Below are 14,280 nucleotides of genomic sequence, written 5' to 3'. Positions count from 1 at the left end.
AGGGAGGCTGACTTCGTGTAGCGCGCAAAATCAAATGCCATCCGCGCAAGATCATTTGTCACCCTCGGATTTTGGCCGGAAACGCCGGTAACGGCCAAGGCGGGGCCCTACGCTCGCTGCGGTCTCAGCGAGCGTACTTTTCGGCCGTCCAGGTTTGGTGATGGCGCCATTTGGCCCTCAGCCGAATTGGGCCGGCCGGTCCGCGGGAAGCCGGGCAAAATTAATTCGGGGGCGCTGTCGATCCGGCGTCCTTCCGTTCGTCGTCTCCTATAGCGAGACAGTTTCGTGGCGATTGCCGCCGCGGCTCGCCTCAACGGGAGTCCTCGATGCGCTTCATGTATGTCGTTACCTCACCCCAGCCCGACAAAGGCCCGACCCCTGCCCTGATGGAAGCGATGGGCAAGCTCGCCGAGCGTGAAATTAAGGCCGGCCGCATGCTCGATACCGGCGGGCTGATGCCGATTGCCATGGCCGGTGCGCAGGTCAGGATCACGGATGGCAAGCTCGGCGTGATCGATGGCCCGTTCGTCGAGAGCAAGGAACTAATCGGCGGCTACGCGATCTTCGACCTCCGTGACATGGAAGAGGCGGTGGCGGCAGCCAAGGAATTCATGCAGTTGCACCTCGAGCACATGCCGGGCTGGGAAGGCACCTGCGAGGTTCGCGTGATGGCGACACCGGGCGTGGACGGCGCTTGCGAGGTCGGCATACGCGCCCACGCCTGATGCGAATGTTTGTCAGGCGCAGTCGGCGGCGATGACGGCCGCCGACATCCATCGCACCATCCTGGCGGTCTGGCGCATTGAGCAGCCGCGTCTGCTCACCAGCCTGTCCAGGATGTTGCGCGACGTGCCGCTGGCCGAAGACCTGACGCAGGAGGCGCTGCTGGCGGCGCTCGAACACTGGCCCGATAGCGGTGTGCCGGAACGGCCCGGCGCATGGCTGATGGCGACCGCCAAGCGCCGTGCGCTCGATGACCTGCGCCGCCGCAGCATGCTCGCCCGCAAGCACGAGATGCTGATACGGGACCTCGAGCAGGAACAGCAGATAATGCCCGATCCGGACACGGCACTCGACGACGATATCGGCGACGAGTTGCTGCGGCTGATCTTCACCGCCTGCCATCCGCGATTGTCGCGCGAGGCCCGCGCGGCGCTGGCGCTGCGGATGATCTGCGGCCTCACCACGGAAGAGATCGCGCGCGCTTTCCTGCAGCCGGAAGCGACGATTGCCCAGCGTATCGTGCGCGCGAAGCGGACGCTGTCGGAGTCCGGGCTCGCCTACGAAACCCCGCGCGGCCAAGAGCTTTCGGAGCGGCTCGCCTCGGTGCTGGAGGTCGTCTACCTCATCTTCAACGAAGGCTATACGGCCGCCCGCGGCGACGAATGGCTGCGGCCGCAGCTCTGCAACGACGCGCTGCGCATGGGCCGCGTGCTGACGCTGGTCGCGCCGCGGGAAGCCGAAGCCCACGGCCTGCTTGCGCTGATGGAATTGAACGCATCGCGTACCGCGGCGCGCACCGATGCGGCCGGCGATCCGATTCTACTGATGGACCAGAACCGCGCACGATGGGACCAGCTTCAGATCCGCCGCGGGCTGACGGCGCTGGCGCGGGCGCACGAACTTGGCGGGGGGCGAGGATTCTATACGTTGCAGGCGGCGATCGTCGCCTGTCACGCCAAAGCGAGTACTCCCGAAGAGACCGAGTGGCCGCGCATAGCGGCGCTCTACACCGAGCTAGCCGCGCTGGTCCCATCGCCGATCATCGAGCTCAACCGCGCGGTCGCCATCGGCATGGCCGAGGGACCGGCAGCCGCGCTCGCAATCGTGGATCGACTGGCGGACGAGCCGGCGCTAAAGAATTATCATCTGCTGGCGAGCGTCCGCGGCGACCTGCTCTGCAAGCTCGGCCGCCACGCCGAAGCGCATGCGGCATTTGAGACTGCCGCGGCGCTTGCCGGCAACCGCCGCGAACAGGAGCTGTTGAAGCGGCGCGCCGCCGCGGCTCGCGGCAGTGCGCCGGATCGCGTTTGACGTCAGATGAAGCGGAACTGCGATCGCTCGCGTTTGGCGAGCTTGGGGATCGCCTGGCCGAGGATGATGTTCTTGAAGTGATCGGTCTGCTGATGCTCGGCAAACGCCGCTTCGCCTGCGAACACTTCGTAGAAGAAGAATTCTCTCGGCTTAGCCATGTTCTGGTGAATCTGGAACTCCTTCACGCCGGGTTCGCGTTGCGCCTGCGGAAGGAAGTCCTTCAGAAGCGCTGCGACCGCGCGTTCCTCTCCGGAATTGACTTCCCAGAACGCGGTGACGATCAGGTGCTGGTTTGCAGTGTCGGTGGTTGCCATGATGCTCTCCTTGCAGAAGCCGACGCTTGATTTCCGGTCGGCGACTGAGATCATTATGCGCGCTTTGGTGACATCGATGTTTCGATGAGTGACGAACTGTCATGTTCATGATGTTGGAACTTCGCCTGACAGCGAAGCGTTAGGCCACCGCTGTTTCCGTTTCGAAAATGGAGCAGGTGCATGGCAAAAAAGACCGTGCTCGCGATCGGCATCGATCCCTCCCTCGTCGACTTCAGCGCTTTCCCGGGGCTTACGGCCGAACTGGTGACGAGCACCCTTCAGGCTCAGATCGAGCAGCTTCGCGCCATGGGGTATGACGCCGATAGCTGTCTGATCGATCTCGGCGACACCGCCGAAGCCGTCGCTGCACTGGCGCTGGGCGCAAAGCACTATGATTGCGTGGTGATCGGCGCCGGCCTGCGTGAGCCGCGAGAGCGGCTGTTATTATTCGAGCGGATCATCAATCTGGTCCACCTCGGCGCGCCGCAGACGCGCATCTGCTTCAACACCACGCCGGCCGATACCGTCGAGGCGGTGCGGCGATGGATCGCGCCGTGAGCGCGCCGGCGCCTACGCCGGGCGGAATGAGCCGAGCAGGCTGTCGATGATCTTCTGACCGCGGGCGCGAAGCTTCTTCGGGTTCTCTGCGGTGGGCAGCAGCAGCGCCATCTCGCAGATCATCGCATCGACCATCCGGCTCAGAAGCTCGATATCCTCGAAATCGAGTTCGCCCTGTCGCTTCAGCGCCGCCAGCGTCGCGGTGAGCAGCGCCATCGGGTGGGCCTCCTCGATCTCCCGGTAGCGCGCATTGCCGAGCACCGCCGGCGCTTCTTGGATGACGATGCGCGCATAGGTCGGCTCGAGGCAGACGTCGAGATAGGCCTCGATGCCCTCGGCCAGACGGTCCCACACCTTCCGTTGCGTCTTCGCACGCGCCTCGATCTTGGCCGCGGCCTCGATCTGCAAGGCGACGACCACGGCGTCGAACAGCGCCTTCTTGTCCTCGAAGTGGTGATAGAAGGCGCCCCGCGTCACCCGCGCTGAGCGCGAGATCGCCTCTATGCCCGCCGCCTGATAGCCCTCGGCCGCGAATGCCTCGCGGCCAGCCGACAACAAGGCCTGCCGCGTGGCTTCCGTGTATTCCTCGCGGCGGGTTCGTTCGCGTCCGGTTTCCTGCATGCCCCCACATACCACTTGACGCACGTGATCCCATCAACATATACCATACATACGGTATGTAAAAAACAAGTCGTATGATTTTACGAGGAGGCACGAGCCTCGTGAGGGAGCAGTTCATGAATAGCGATCGGATGTTTGAACTCGTCCAGGCCTTGGCTGCTGCCAAGAGCCGGCAGGACGTACCGGCGGCGTTGAAGGTCCTGCACCGCGAGATGCTGCTGGAGAACCCGGCGTTCGGGACGAGCGCGCGCGGACTTGCCGAGAACGAGAAGGTGTTAGGCCGGTTCTTTGCGGCGTTCCCGGACTACAACGTCGCTCTCGAAGGCCATGCCGCCAATGACGAGACCCTGGGTTGCTGGGGCCGTGTGCAGATGACCATGACCGGCGACCGCTTTGGCGTGGTCCCCAACGGCAGGCGAGCCGAACTCCCGGTCTTCATTCAGTTTGCCTTCAAGGACGATCTGATCGTCCATGAGCGCTTCTTCTTCGACCTGTCGGAACTGTGCGCTCAATCGGGCGTCTCGACCGATGCGGTCCGGAGCAGGATTTTTGGCGGCTCAGCCGCCCGCTCTGCCGCCGCATGACATCTTGTCAGCAAGGGAAGAGTTTTGGACATGACAGCAGACCCACGCGTCAAACCCGTTGCAGCCATCAGGACGGAGCCGTTGTTCGACATCGTCGTCGATCTCAATCCACGTCTCAACATTGGTGACGGTCCGTTCGGCCGTCGCATTCTGTTCGGTGCGGCCGGCGGTAGCTTCGAGGGTCCGAGGTTGCGCGGCAAGGTTGTGCCCGGCGGCGGCGATTGGGCGCTGTTTCGCGCTGATGGTGCGATGTCGCTGGATGTGCGTCTGACCTTGCGTACCCATGACGATGCGCTGGTGCACATGACCTATGGCGGCCGCTGGATCACGCCGCCCGAATTGCGCGCTGAGATGGCCGATCCGGCGAAACGCTATCAGGTCGATCCTTCGCGTTACTACTTCCGCACCAATCCGCTATTCGAGACCGGCGCGGAGCAATATGCCTGGATGAACGACATCGTCTGCGTCGGATCGGGTTATCTGGTGGAAGGAGGCGTCGCCTATAGTGTTTCCCAGATCGTCTGACGGAAGCACATAGCGCTCGCGCGTTCGTTCACGCTGCCGGAAGAGATCCGCGCTGACGGATGATCGTCCAGATCCAGCCAACAGCGGCTAGCGCCAGGGCGGCGAATAGCACCCAGGCTTGCGGCTCCCCCATAGTCTGTAGCGTCACGCCGCTCATGAGGCACCAGAGAACGGGGATTGGCAGCAGCCATGGCAAAAGCCTGCCGCGGGCGAGGAGCAGAACGCCAAGCGTCGCGATCGCCGTGGGGTCCGGCGTGATGCCAAAGATCTCTGATGCGGCCCAGCCGCGTCCCTGCAGCGGCGCAAGCAATGGCTGTCCGAGAAGTGCGAAGCCGAGGATGAGATATCCGATCCAGTCGGTAGGCCGGCGGCGGTCGAAGGCGAGGGCGTCGAAAAGGAATGCGACAGCAAGCAACACGCCCTCAATGAAGAAGAAGGGTGCGATGTAGACGGCAGCCCAGTTGATGGCCGAATAGCGATTCCACAGAAATGACCAGCCGACGAAGATCCAGAGCATCGCGAGGACGAGGGCGACCCAGCGCGTCAGGTTTTTCGACTGTCGCGCGATGAGCAGCATGATGATGAGGCCGGCGGCGAGCGTCAGAACGTGCAGGGGCCAGAGCGCCGCATTATGCAGCTCGAACATGCGCCAGTAGGCGCGCGGCGAAAACAGCAGGAAATCCTCCGCCCGGTAGGTCCACCACTCCGACATCAAAGGGCCTTCACGTGAGCGGAGATGCGCTGCCGCATGGCAGCGTCCGGCATCGGGCCGGCGGCAGCCGAGAGGTTTTCGCGCACGTGGTCGACGCGCGTGGTGGCGGGAATGGCGACGGTGACGGCCGGGTGAGCGAGGATGAATTTCAGCATGAGCTGCGCCCAGCTCGAGGCGCCGAGTTCGGCGGACCATTCGGGCAGCTTCTCGCGCTTGAGCCGATCGGTCAGCGCGCCCTGCCGGAACGGCCGGTTGACGATGACGGCGATGCCGCGCTCCTGGGCGAGCGGCAGCAGCCGCGCCTCTGCCTCGCGATCGACGACGTTATAGGAGAGCTGCACGAAATCGATCGGCTCGCTCCGCATGATTTGTTCGAGAAGGTCATGACGGCGGCCTTCGGATGTGGTGATCCCGACGTAACGGAGCGCGCCGGCCGTCTTCATCTGGAAGAGCGTTTGCAGATGTGGCTTCCAGGCAAGGAGATTGTGAACCTGAATGAGATCGAATTTCGGCACGCCCCAGAAGCGGCGGGACTGCTCGATCTGGGCCGGACCTGCCGTCGCTGACGAGGTCCAGACCTTTTCGGCCGAGAACAGCGCGGAAGGTCGCCCGAGCTTCTGCAGGCCATAGCCTATCACCGGCTGGGACGAGCCATACATGGGCGAGGAATCGATCATGCGGCCGCCCGCCTCGAAGAAGGCGGCGATGACGTTTGCGCATTCGTTCCTGAGCGCCGGATCGTTGCCGACATTGAAGGTGATCCAGGTTCCCAGTCCGACGATTGGCATCTCTTCGCCGGTCGAGGGAATAGGACGGCGCGCGGGCTGGGTTTGCTGGGCATGCAGTGTGCCTGGCAAGTGCGCAGCAGTGGCCGTCATCAAGGCGGCTTGCAGCAACGTTCGGCGTGTCGTCCGCATCCGATGCTCCAGTATCGCGGCGAGGAAACTCCCATGCAAAGGCAGAGTAACGCAACGCCGCCGCCAGCTTTGCAGCGCAGAATTGCAGATTAAGGCACTGGACTAAATATGCAGCCGCGCGCCGTGCTCAATCTACGATGGACCGCGGATATCACTAGATGAACTTCAGTCCTCTCAAACTTGCGTGACTTGCGCGCGAGACCGCCAAACGCTGCCGCCGCACCGCCGAAATGGGGCGCGGAGTCGATGCGGTTGATCGAATGTCTTCCGACCTCGATGCAGCTAATCATTGAGCTGCATCGCGATCACGGCTGGCGAGCTGTTGCACGAGCCTTGGCGCTTACTCGTCTTCGTCGGGTTCTCTGACGACTGGCGCCTCGTCATCCGGTTCGGTGTCGTCATCTTCGTCGTCGTCATCGTCATCATCATCATCGGGGACTCGCGGCGGCATCGTGTTGCCAATGACGGTGACGAGTCTCCACTCGGCTACGGAATAGTTCTCAGGGATACGCTTAGTCATGGTCAGCTCCTTGTTTGATTCCGCGACATTCATGCGCGGATGTTATGGCGCAAGCGGCCATTGAGTAGGATTTTAGGTTCGCTCGCGCCCAGGGGCGCTTTCGTCGCTTACGAACCGCGTGATCCAGCACGCCGCTGCAGTTCTGAGCGTTACTCAACGCGTACTGAAGGTAAGGCCGGCGCGCTCCGTCAGACGCTTGCGCAACGCCGGGCCCATCAGCGCGCCCGGCGTCCAGATGCCGCCCTCGCCCTGCACGTCGCGCACGAGGCAGAGTGCGCTCTCGGCGATCATCTTGCTGGTCGAACCGTAGCCCGGATCTCGGTTGCCCGTGACGTGCGCCTCGACGCGTCCACCATCCGGCAGCTCGCCCAGGAAAAGGATGTCGTAGTAGCCCTTCTCACGCTCTTCCCGCGTCGGGCCTCCGCCGGGTTTGAGGCCGCCGGTCCCGAGCAAGGAAACCATCGTGGCGAAGGTCTCCGTCACGCGAGCCATTTCGCCAATTTTTGGCGTGGCCATCATCTCGTCGTAAACGAAATCGGTGCCATAGGGGTGACCCAGCAGGAAATTCGTGCGGTGCACGTTCTTGGTGTTGATCGGCGCCATTGGGAACGGCACGAGCAACGTGTTCAGGCTCGGGTCGTATTCGGGAATAAGACCCGACGGCTGAGACGGCCCGACGAACCCCGGCGTCAACGCGAAGGGATCAGTCAGCAGCCGGATCAGGGCCGGGTCGCGTGCGGCGGCGGCCATTGTTGCCTGAGCGCTCGCTGCGGTGCCGCTGGACATGCCGCCCCTCACCTTGCGCAGGCGAGCCCTGACCCGCCGCGCCGGGCGTCCGAATTTCTCGCGCGCCTTCTCCTGCAACGTGAGCACGCCGAGATCGAACGGGATGGAATCGAAGCCGCAGGAGAAGACGATTCGGGCGCCGGTCCGTTTCGCCTCTTCGTGATGGGCGTCAATCATGCGCCGCATCCAGGCCGGTTCGCCGCACAGATCGACATAGCCAGTGCCCGTGGCCGCGCAGGCCGCCACAAGCCCGGGACCGTGGAGCTGGTAAGGCCCGACCGTGGTGATAATCACGGTGGCGCGGTCGCACATCGAACGCAGGCTGGCCGGCTCGGCGGCATCGGCCTTCACCAAAGGCAAATCGCCCGGTGCGCCGATGTCGGCACGTACCTTCTGGAGCTTTTCGGTCGAGCGTCCCGCGAGCGCCCAGGACGGAGCATCATCGCCGCGATAGGACGTCGCCAGATATTCGGCGATCAGACGGCCAGTGTAGCCCGTCGCGCCGTAGACGATGATGTCGAAGTCCCGCTTCACGACGTTGGTCCTCCTCGAGATCCGGAAGAGCTATCTTCAGGCCGTGTGCAATCGCAGGACACGGGGACCCTCAGCACGAGCAGCAAGTGAGGGGCTGCCGTCCCATTGCGTCTGACGGAGGATACCACAGTTCCTGCCTTGGGGGCGCAACGTCGGTTAGGGTCAAAAAGGCGACATCGGACCCGAGACCTCAGCACGAAGCTAGTCGGTTGCTTTGGTGGATCGACTGAGCATAGCAAACGCGATTGCTGGCCAAGAGTTTCCCAAACTAGGGTTGCTTCCGAGACCGCTGCGCTTGACCTCTCAGGGTCTCCGAAGGGCTTTCTCCAAAATGCATGCGGTACGTGACCGAGAACCGGCCCATGTGGGTGAATCCCGTGCTCATGGCGATCTCGGTGACATTCGCTTCCGGATCGGCCCGCAGCAAGGCTTGGCGAGCTTGCCTCAAGCGGGTGTTCCGTAGGTAGCGCATCGGCGAGACGCCCTTGAAATCCCTGAAGTGCATGAAGAGTGTTCGGCCCGCAACCCCGGTCGCCGTAACGAGGTCGGCCACTGTGACTGGCTGATCGAGGTGGGCTTCGATGTAGTCGACCGCGCGCCTTACGTCACGCGGCGCAATCGGCCTCTCGAGGCGCCGCAGCGCATTGCTGTAATTGTGTGGGTGCGACAGCAGCAGTGCGGTAAGGATGAACTCCTCAAATTTGCTCATCGTCATCGGACTCCAGAGCACCGATCCCGCCTGCTCCAGGTCCGCGACGGCCAGCAGTACGTAGCGTGCCAGGCTGCCGCCGTACCCCGCGGCGAGGTCGATGGTGGGCGCAAAGTCGAGGGGAGCGGTTGGTGGCTCGCCGAGTAGGGCGGCAAGCTGACCTGTAAGGCTGGATTTGGTCAAAGACAGTTGGATGCGGCTGCTATCGGCCTCCGATACCAGCCGACATCTCTCGCGCATCGGCGAGATGATCGTGGCAACGTTCGGATTGCAAACGATATTGTCGCGGCCAATGGTGGCTTCAAGTTGCCCGCGAAGCGGCAGGTGGATCCAGGTGTCCGTGCGGGCGGGGCTCGGAGACAGGACCACCGATGCGCCGCCGTATTGCACGTAACCCATGTAGAGGCCCGGCGTGTAAACGCCGTTGAGACGGGCATCGAGCTGGCGCGCATGCCGCTTTGCGATGTCGAAGCGGTAGCCTTTCGCGCGCAGAAATGCACCAGTCTCTTCCACATTGCGGCTGCGGAAGATAGGCATCTGCTCCAGAAGCGGCGCTGTGCCAAGCTGCATGCTCGCCTCCGTATTCATCAAGCATACCACGCCGGGCCTGGGATGTTCCGATCATTCTTGCGGTTTGGGATGACGATCGTGTGGTTCCCGAAGGCGATTTCAACGTTTTACGCGCTTTCCGGATAGGCCTCGCGGCACTCGGATATCTGGCAACCAAATGCGCCAGTTAAGCTTCGCGCCCAACGGGGCGGTGCCTATCGATAGGGGGCTGCCCATCAAGGAGGGAAGCGCCGTGACTGCAGGGCATGTTCACAGAATAGCTCGTCGCCAATTTCTAGGTGAATCGGCTGCAGCGGCTCTGGCCGCTCCTACGTGCGTCTCTTCATTGCGACCGACAAGGGCAGCCGTCCATGCGGTACCGGTCCACAAATCAGGCAGCCTCGAGACTCTGGTCGTAAGCGACGGCCATTTCTTCCTTCCAGCGGGCTTCCTCGTGACGCCCGACTCTCCGCCCGCCGAGCGCGAAGCCGCCCTGAACGCAGCCGGACAAACCGGCGAACGGCTCCAGCTCGTGAACACTGTCGCGGTGATCCGTAGCCAGTCCGATGTGGTCCTGGTCGACACGGGCGCCGGCCCGCGCCACCAGCCCACCGCCGGAAGGCTTGCGGAGAACCTCAAAGCTGCCGGCATCCCACCTGCAGCCGTTACCAAGATCGTCCTGACCCACGGCCACCCTGACCACCTCTGGGGCATCCTCGACGCAAATGACAACCCGATCTATCCGAATGCGAGCTATTTCGTTTCGACCGCCGAATGGAACCTTTGGGCCGACCCGGATGTGATGCGAAGGTTGCCGGCAGTCTTGGTAACCAACGATCGCATCATCAATGGCGCCAAGAACCATTTCTCGCACGTCAAGGACAAGATGAGGATGGTACGGGATGGCGATGAGATCATCAGTGGTGTGCGGGTCATCGATACGCCAGGGCATACGCAGGGCCACATCTCGGTCGAAATCGTCGGTGGGGATGGTCTCGTCGTCGTTGGGGACGCGCTTACGCACGCTGTGATCTCATTCCAGCATCCGTCGTGGCCGGTGCCAGTCGACCATGAACCTGATCGCGGCATCTCGACCCGCCTACGCCTGCTTGATCGACTCGTCATTGAGAAGCGCCGGCTGATCGGCGCTCACCTGCCGTTCCCTGGCACCGGCTTCGTCGAGCGCAAGGATGGCGCCTATCGCTTCGTTCCGACTTGAAGCTCGCGCAAAATCGAGTTGAGCGTCATCGCTTTCGGGAGGCGCAGTGAGATGGCTGACCAATGGCTGTTCAAGAGCGAGACCTATGACAACTGCAATTGCGCGATGAATTGCGGTTGCCAGTTCAATCTGCCGAGCACCCGCGGCTACTGTCAGTCGGCATTCGTCGGGACCATCGTTGAAGGCCACTTCAACGATACGCCGCTCTCAGGCTTGAACTGGGCGGCGCTCTACAAGTGGCCTGGCGAAATCAAGGACGGAAACGGCCGGCGCCAGATCGTTATCGACGAGCGTGCGGATGAAGCTCAACGGATTGCGCTCGAAACCATCATCTCGGGCAGGGCATGCGAACCGTTGAGCAATCTTTTCGCGGTATTCGCCTCCACATGTTCGGAGTTTTGCGAGACGTTGTTCCTGCCGATTGATCTCGATGCAGACCTGGAGCTCAGAACCGCAAGGGTAGAGATACAAGGCATCATGCGGAGCACCGGCAGGCCGAAGATCAACGAGTTTACCGGTCAACCATTCCACATCGCGCTGGCGCGCCCTAGTGGCAGTTTCGAGTTTACCTATGCAGAAATCGGGCTGGGTACCACGTCGGTCACAGGTGACATGGAAATGGCGTTCGAAGATTCATGGGCGCACTTTTGTGTTCACCACTTCAATCAGGATGGCTTGGTCAGGGAAAGATCGAGACTCACGGCATGGCTTGGGCACATGGCCCCGCATTAATGACGTCGCAACGAGTGCGATGAGTGTGCCGACAATGCCATAAATGATTCGCGATTATCGCCGGTCGGAGACGAAACGACGCTCCATTCAGGAGGTCCCTCTAGACCCCTCGTAAGATCGACGCAGCAACGCGAACAGGCTGCCGCCGGTGGCCGCGCCCAGCAGGTAGGCGACGGCGATCAGCAGCGCGAGCGGCACCCGGATATTTGAGCCGAGGAAAGACATCGTCGCGGCCTCGAGGTTCTGCAGCGCGAAGATACTGGTCGCAGCGAGGAACAGAATGATCACGGCGAGGTAGATCCAGCGCATGGGGCGCCTCCTTTTCGTCGATCAAGCGACTGCGCCGCGGCAGTCCGCCAACCACGCCTCAGCGCGCGCGGCGCAAACCGAGGCCGAGTCCGATCCAGCCAGCGCCGGCCATGATAAGGTCGATGCCGAGGAACAGGCCGAGGATATAAAGGCTCGACACTGGCCAGCGCAGCAGGATCAGCACGCCGAGCAAAAGCGTGATCACACCTGATAGCGCCACCCAGATCCAGGGCGTTTCCCGCTTCATGCTGAAGGCCAGCACGATTCGCGTGATGCCCGAGACCACCAGCGCTGCGCCGAGAATGAGAGTCAGGAGCACTGCGGCAAGCAGGGGATTCTGGAACGTCACGAAGCCGGCGAAGATGTAGAGCACGCCGAGCAGGGCCCAGAGCAGGAATTTGCCCCAGCTCTTGATCTGGAAGGCGCTAATCACCTCGGCGACGCCGGCGATGATCATCATCACGCCGACGACGAGAACGCTGACGAAGGTTGCCAGCGCGACGCTGCCGAGCGCGATGAACCCGGCGATCACATAGGTGACGCCGAGCGCGACGATCCAGCCCCACTTGGCGCGTAGCGGCGCCGTATCCGAGCCGGCCTGAGGGGTATTTACCGTGTCTGAAGAGCTGGTCATGACGGTCCTCCGGTGCGAAAACCAATCCGACGTAATCTGTCGGCCCCTCAGCGCGACAGGGCGCGGCGCGGGATATTCGACACCTGGATACTAGCGCAACCGGCCGTTGCGATCACCTGATTTCACCTGATCTTCGTTGTCGGTGGCAATCTGTGCGAGGTCTTGCCGCGCCGCGGTACCTGCTGGTCCGCTGGGAATAGGCGACCATTGAGCGGTAGCGGCAGGCTAGATCAGCTTTAGCCCCTTCAGGCTCGCATGTCCGTTCTTGCCGACGATGATGTGGTCGTGCACGGAAATGCCGAGGGGAGTGGCGATCTGGATGATCGCTTTGGTCATGTGGATGTCGGCCTGCGAGGGCGTCGGATCGCCCGAGGGATGGTTGTGCACCAGGATCAGCGCGGTCGCCGACAGTTCGAGCGCGCGCTTGATCACCTCGCGCGGATAGACCGGGGTGTGGTCGACGGTGCCGGTCTGCTGGATTTCGTCTGATATCAACTGATTGCGCTTGTCGAGGAACAGCAGGCGGAACTGCTCCTTGTCGGCAAACGCCATCCCGGTCCGGCAATAGTCGATCACGTCATTCCAGGACGATAGCGCGATCTTGCGCTTGATCTCGCCCTTGGCGACGCGGTTCGCGGCGGCTGCCAGCAGCTTGATCTGGTTGACCGAGGCCTCGCCGATACCGTCGACCTCGCGCAAGCGCGCCACCGGCGCGTGAATGACTTCGGCGAACGAGCCGAATTTTTTCAGCAGCGCTTTCGCGAGCGGTTTGGTGTCGCGGCGGGGCAGGGCCGGGAAAAGCGCCATCTCCAACAGTTCATAATCGCTCAGCGCCTCCGGCCCGGCCGCATAGAAGCGCTCGCGCAGGCGCTCGCGGTGGCCGTGATAATGCGGCGTCTCGGTGGATTGATCCGGGGAATTGCTGGTCTTGGCAGGCATCGGCCGTAACCATGCCGTGCCTACGAGCTTTTGCAACTCTAAAGTGCGGCAGCATCTGAAGAAAAGGCGTCGCACACAGCGCGGCGCCTTCATTTCAATTCTTGCCTGCGATCAGGCCTTCACGGCCGCGAACGCATAGCCGTTGCCGTCTTTTGTCAACGTGCCGACATTCGGGAAGCCGAAGTGATAGCCGGCGATCATGCCCTTTTCCGCGATCACGCGATCGAAGAAAGCGCGGCGCGTGGCTTCCGCCTTGGGCCCGTCGGCATCGAACGACGAGAACCAGCCGGGATTGCGCACGAACAGCTGGTGCATGCCGGTGACATCGCTCTGGATGAACAGCTGCTGCCCGCCCGAAGCGACCAGGAACGACATGTGGCCGACGGTGTGGCCGGGCGTGGCAATCGCCTTGACGCCGGGCGCGAGGTCGGCGCCGTCATTGTATTGCTTGATGTTCTTCCAGGTCGGGAAAGTTGCCTGGATCCGCTTGACGAGGGGGCGCATGGTCTCGGGCATCTTTTCAACCAGTGCCGGATCGGTCCAGAACTTGTACTCCACCTCCGGCATCAGGATTTCCGCATTCGGGAAAACCTGCGCGTTGGTTTCTTTCACCCACAGCCCTGAAATGTGATCGGGATGGAAGTGCGAGATCACGACCGTGGAGACCGTGGCGGGATCGAGACCCGCCGCTTTCATGTTGTCGGCGAGCTTGCCAACTGTCGCAGGGCCATTGCCGCCAAAACCGGTGTCGAACAGTACGACCTTGCCGCCGGTCCGGATCGCGGTGACGGTAAAGGGATTTTCGAACTTGTCCGGGTTGATGCCGGCAGCCGTCAGCGCCTTCTTGATGTCGTCAAGCGAGGCGTTCTTGATCATTCCCTCAGTGGCGGCGCGCTCGACACTGCCCTCATGCAGGCTGAAGGCCTCGATGTCGCCGACCTTGAATTTGAGGCTGTCGGCGGCGCGTTGCGCATGCGCCGCGCCGATGAACGAAACCGGTCCTTTGAGGCCGAAAACGAGCGCTGCCCCCGTGCTCCCGAGGACCAGATCGCGACGTGAAATTTCGAACATTGCCCTTGCTCCC

The 14,280-nt window shown here is 62.5% G+C and carries 18 protein-coding genes; 7 read left to right on the top strand and 11 right to left on the bottom strand.

Features of this window, described 5'->3' with window-relative positions; all coding sequences use genetic code 11:
* Nucleotides 1-326 precede the first annotated feature (326 nt).
* Nucleotides 327-725: a YciI family protein gene (locus J6524_RS12095; protein ID WP_225670726.1), complete on the top strand. Its 399-nt coding sequence runs from the start codon at nucleotides 327-329 to the stop codon at nucleotides 723-725.
* Nucleotides 726-756: 31 nt separating this feature from the next.
* The gene (locus tag J6524_RS12090; protein WP_225670724.1) at nucleotides 757-2,034 is read left to right on the top strand and encodes an RNA polymerase sigma factor; all 1,278 of its coding nucleotides are present in this window, start codon (nucleotides 757-759) and stop codon (nucleotides 2,032-2,034) included.
* 2 nt (nucleotides 2,035-2,036) lie between these two features.
* Here J6524_RS12090 and J6524_RS12085 read toward each other — a convergent pair whose 3' ends face one another.
* The gene (locus J6524_RS12085) at nucleotides 2,037-2,348 is read right to left on the bottom strand and encodes a putative quinol monooxygenase (protein WP_225670722.1); all 312 of its coding nucleotides are present in this window, start codon (nucleotides 2,346-2,348) and stop codon (nucleotides 2,037-2,039) included.
* Nucleotides 2,349-2,528: 180 nt separating this feature from the next.
* Between J6524_RS12085 and J6524_RS12080 the strand changes: the two genes are divergently transcribed.
* Nucleotides 2,529-2,906, top strand: a complete 378-nt coding sequence (locus J6524_RS12080; RefSeq protein WP_225670720.1) for a hypothetical protein — start codon at nucleotides 2,529-2,531, stop codon at nucleotides 2,904-2,906.
* 12 nt (nucleotides 2,907-2,918) lie between these two features.
* Here J6524_RS12080 and J6524_RS12075 read toward each other — a convergent pair whose 3' ends face one another.
* On the bottom strand, nucleotides 2,919-3,527 hold the full coding sequence (locus tag J6524_RS12075) for a TetR/AcrR family transcriptional regulator (protein ID WP_225670718.1): 609 nt from the start codon (nucleotides 3,525-3,527) through the stop codon (nucleotides 2,919-2,921).
* Nucleotides 3,528-3,643: 116 nt separating this feature from the next.
* Between J6524_RS12075 and J6524_RS12070 the strand changes: the two genes are divergently transcribed.
* Complete coding sequence (locus tag J6524_RS12070) at nucleotides 3,644-4,111, top strand: ester cyclase (protein ID WP_225670716.1); 468 nt, start codon at nucleotides 3,644-3,646, stop codon at nucleotides 4,109-4,111.
* 30 nt (nucleotides 4,112-4,141) lie between these two features.
* The gene (locus tag J6524_RS12065; protein ID WP_225670714.1) at nucleotides 4,142-4,636 is read left to right on the top strand and encodes a DUF3237 domain-containing protein; all 495 of its coding nucleotides are present in this window, start codon (nucleotides 4,142-4,144) and stop codon (nucleotides 4,634-4,636) included.
* A 28-nt stretch (nucleotides 4,637-4,664) separates the two neighbouring features.
* On the opposite strand, the gene J6524_RS12060 is transcribed toward J6524_RS12065, so the two are convergent.
* The 5 genes from J6524_RS12060 to J6524_RS12040 all read right to left on the bottom strand — a co-directional run bounded on the left by J6524_RS12060 (nucleotide 4,665) and on the right by J6524_RS12040 (nucleotide 9,384).
* Complete coding sequence (locus J6524_RS12060) at nucleotides 4,665-5,348, bottom strand: DUF6064 family protein (protein ID WP_225670712.1); 684 nt, start codon at nucleotides 5,346-5,348, stop codon at nucleotides 4,665-4,667.
* Nucleotides 5,348-6,265 (bottom strand): aldo/keto reductase, encoded by a 918-nt coding sequence (locus tag J6524_RS12055; protein WP_225670710.1) that lies wholly within the window; start codon nucleotides 6,263-6,265, stop codon nucleotides 5,348-5,350. Before J6524_RS12055 ends, J6524_RS12060 begins: the two co-directional genes overlap by 1 nt.
* 340 nt (nucleotides 6,266-6,605) lie before the next feature.
* On the bottom strand, nucleotides 6,606-6,785 hold the full coding sequence (locus J6524_RS12050) for a hypothetical protein (protein WP_225670708.1): 180 nt from the start codon (nucleotides 6,783-6,785) through the stop codon (nucleotides 6,606-6,608).
* Between the two features lie 153 nt (nucleotides 6,786-6,938).
* Nucleotides 6,939-8,105, bottom strand: coding sequence for a saccharopine dehydrogenase family protein (locus tag J6524_RS12045; protein WP_225670705.1), 1,167 nt, complete (start codon nucleotides 8,103-8,105; stop codon nucleotides 6,939-6,941).
* A 268-nt stretch (nucleotides 8,106-8,373) separates the two neighbouring features.
* Nucleotides 8,374-9,384: an AraC-like ligand-binding domain-containing protein gene (locus J6524_RS12040; RefSeq protein WP_225670704.1), complete on the bottom strand. Its 1,011-nt coding sequence runs from the start codon at nucleotides 9,382-9,384 to the stop codon at nucleotides 8,374-8,376.
* 157 nt (nucleotides 9,385-9,541) lie between these two features.
* Between J6524_RS12040 and J6524_RS12035 the strand changes: the two genes are divergently transcribed.
* Together J6524_RS12035 and J6524_RS12030 are read left to right on the top strand one after the other, a co-directional pair.
* On the top strand, nucleotides 9,542-10,582 hold the full coding sequence (locus J6524_RS12035) for an MBL fold metallo-hydrolase (protein ID WP_225670703.1): 1,041 nt from the start codon (nucleotides 9,542-9,544) through the stop codon (nucleotides 10,580-10,582).
* A 51-nt stretch (nucleotides 10,583-10,633) separates the two neighbouring features.
* Nucleotides 10,634-11,314 (top strand): DUF1326 domain-containing protein, encoded by a 681-nt coding sequence (locus J6524_RS12030; RefSeq protein WP_225670702.1) that lies wholly within the window; start codon nucleotides 10,634-10,636, stop codon nucleotides 11,312-11,314.
* Between the two features lie 87 nt (nucleotides 11,315-11,401).
* Here J6524_RS12030 and J6524_RS12025 read toward each other — a convergent pair whose 3' ends face one another.
* The 4 genes from J6524_RS12025 to J6524_RS12010 all read right to left on the bottom strand — a co-directional run bounded on the left by J6524_RS12025 (nucleotide 11,402) and on the right by J6524_RS12010 (nucleotide 14,267).
* Complete coding sequence (locus tag J6524_RS12025) at nucleotides 11,402-11,623, bottom strand: LapA family protein (RefSeq protein WP_225670701.1); 222 nt, start codon at nucleotides 11,621-11,623, stop codon at nucleotides 11,402-11,404.
* 58 nt (nucleotides 11,624-11,681) lie between these two features.
* Complete coding sequence (locus J6524_RS12020; RefSeq protein WP_225670700.1) at nucleotides 11,682-12,257, bottom strand: HdeD family acid-resistance protein; 576 nt, start codon at nucleotides 12,255-12,257, stop codon at nucleotides 11,682-11,684.
* Nucleotides 12,258-12,482: 225 nt separating this feature from the next.
* Complete coding sequence (gene radC, locus J6524_RS12015; protein ID WP_225670699.1) at nucleotides 12,483-13,196, bottom strand: RadC family protein; 714 nt, start codon at nucleotides 13,194-13,196, stop codon at nucleotides 12,483-12,485.
* 111 nt (nucleotides 13,197-13,307) lie between these two features.
* Complete coding sequence (locus tag J6524_RS12010) at nucleotides 13,308-14,267, bottom strand: MBL fold metallo-hydrolase (RefSeq protein WP_225670698.1); 960 nt, start codon at nucleotides 14,265-14,267, stop codon at nucleotides 13,308-13,310.
* Between the last annotated feature and the right edge of the window lie 13 nt (nucleotides 14,268-14,280).

This window comes from Bradyrhizobium hereditatis (assembly GCF_020329435.1).
Lineage (GTDB): Bacteria > Pseudomonadota > Alphaproteobacteria > Rhizobiales > Xanthobacteraceae > Bradyrhizobium > Bradyrhizobium hereditatis.
The sequence above is the reverse complement of the archived record's forward strand: the minus strand, read 5'-3'. Positions and strand labels throughout refer to the sequence as shown.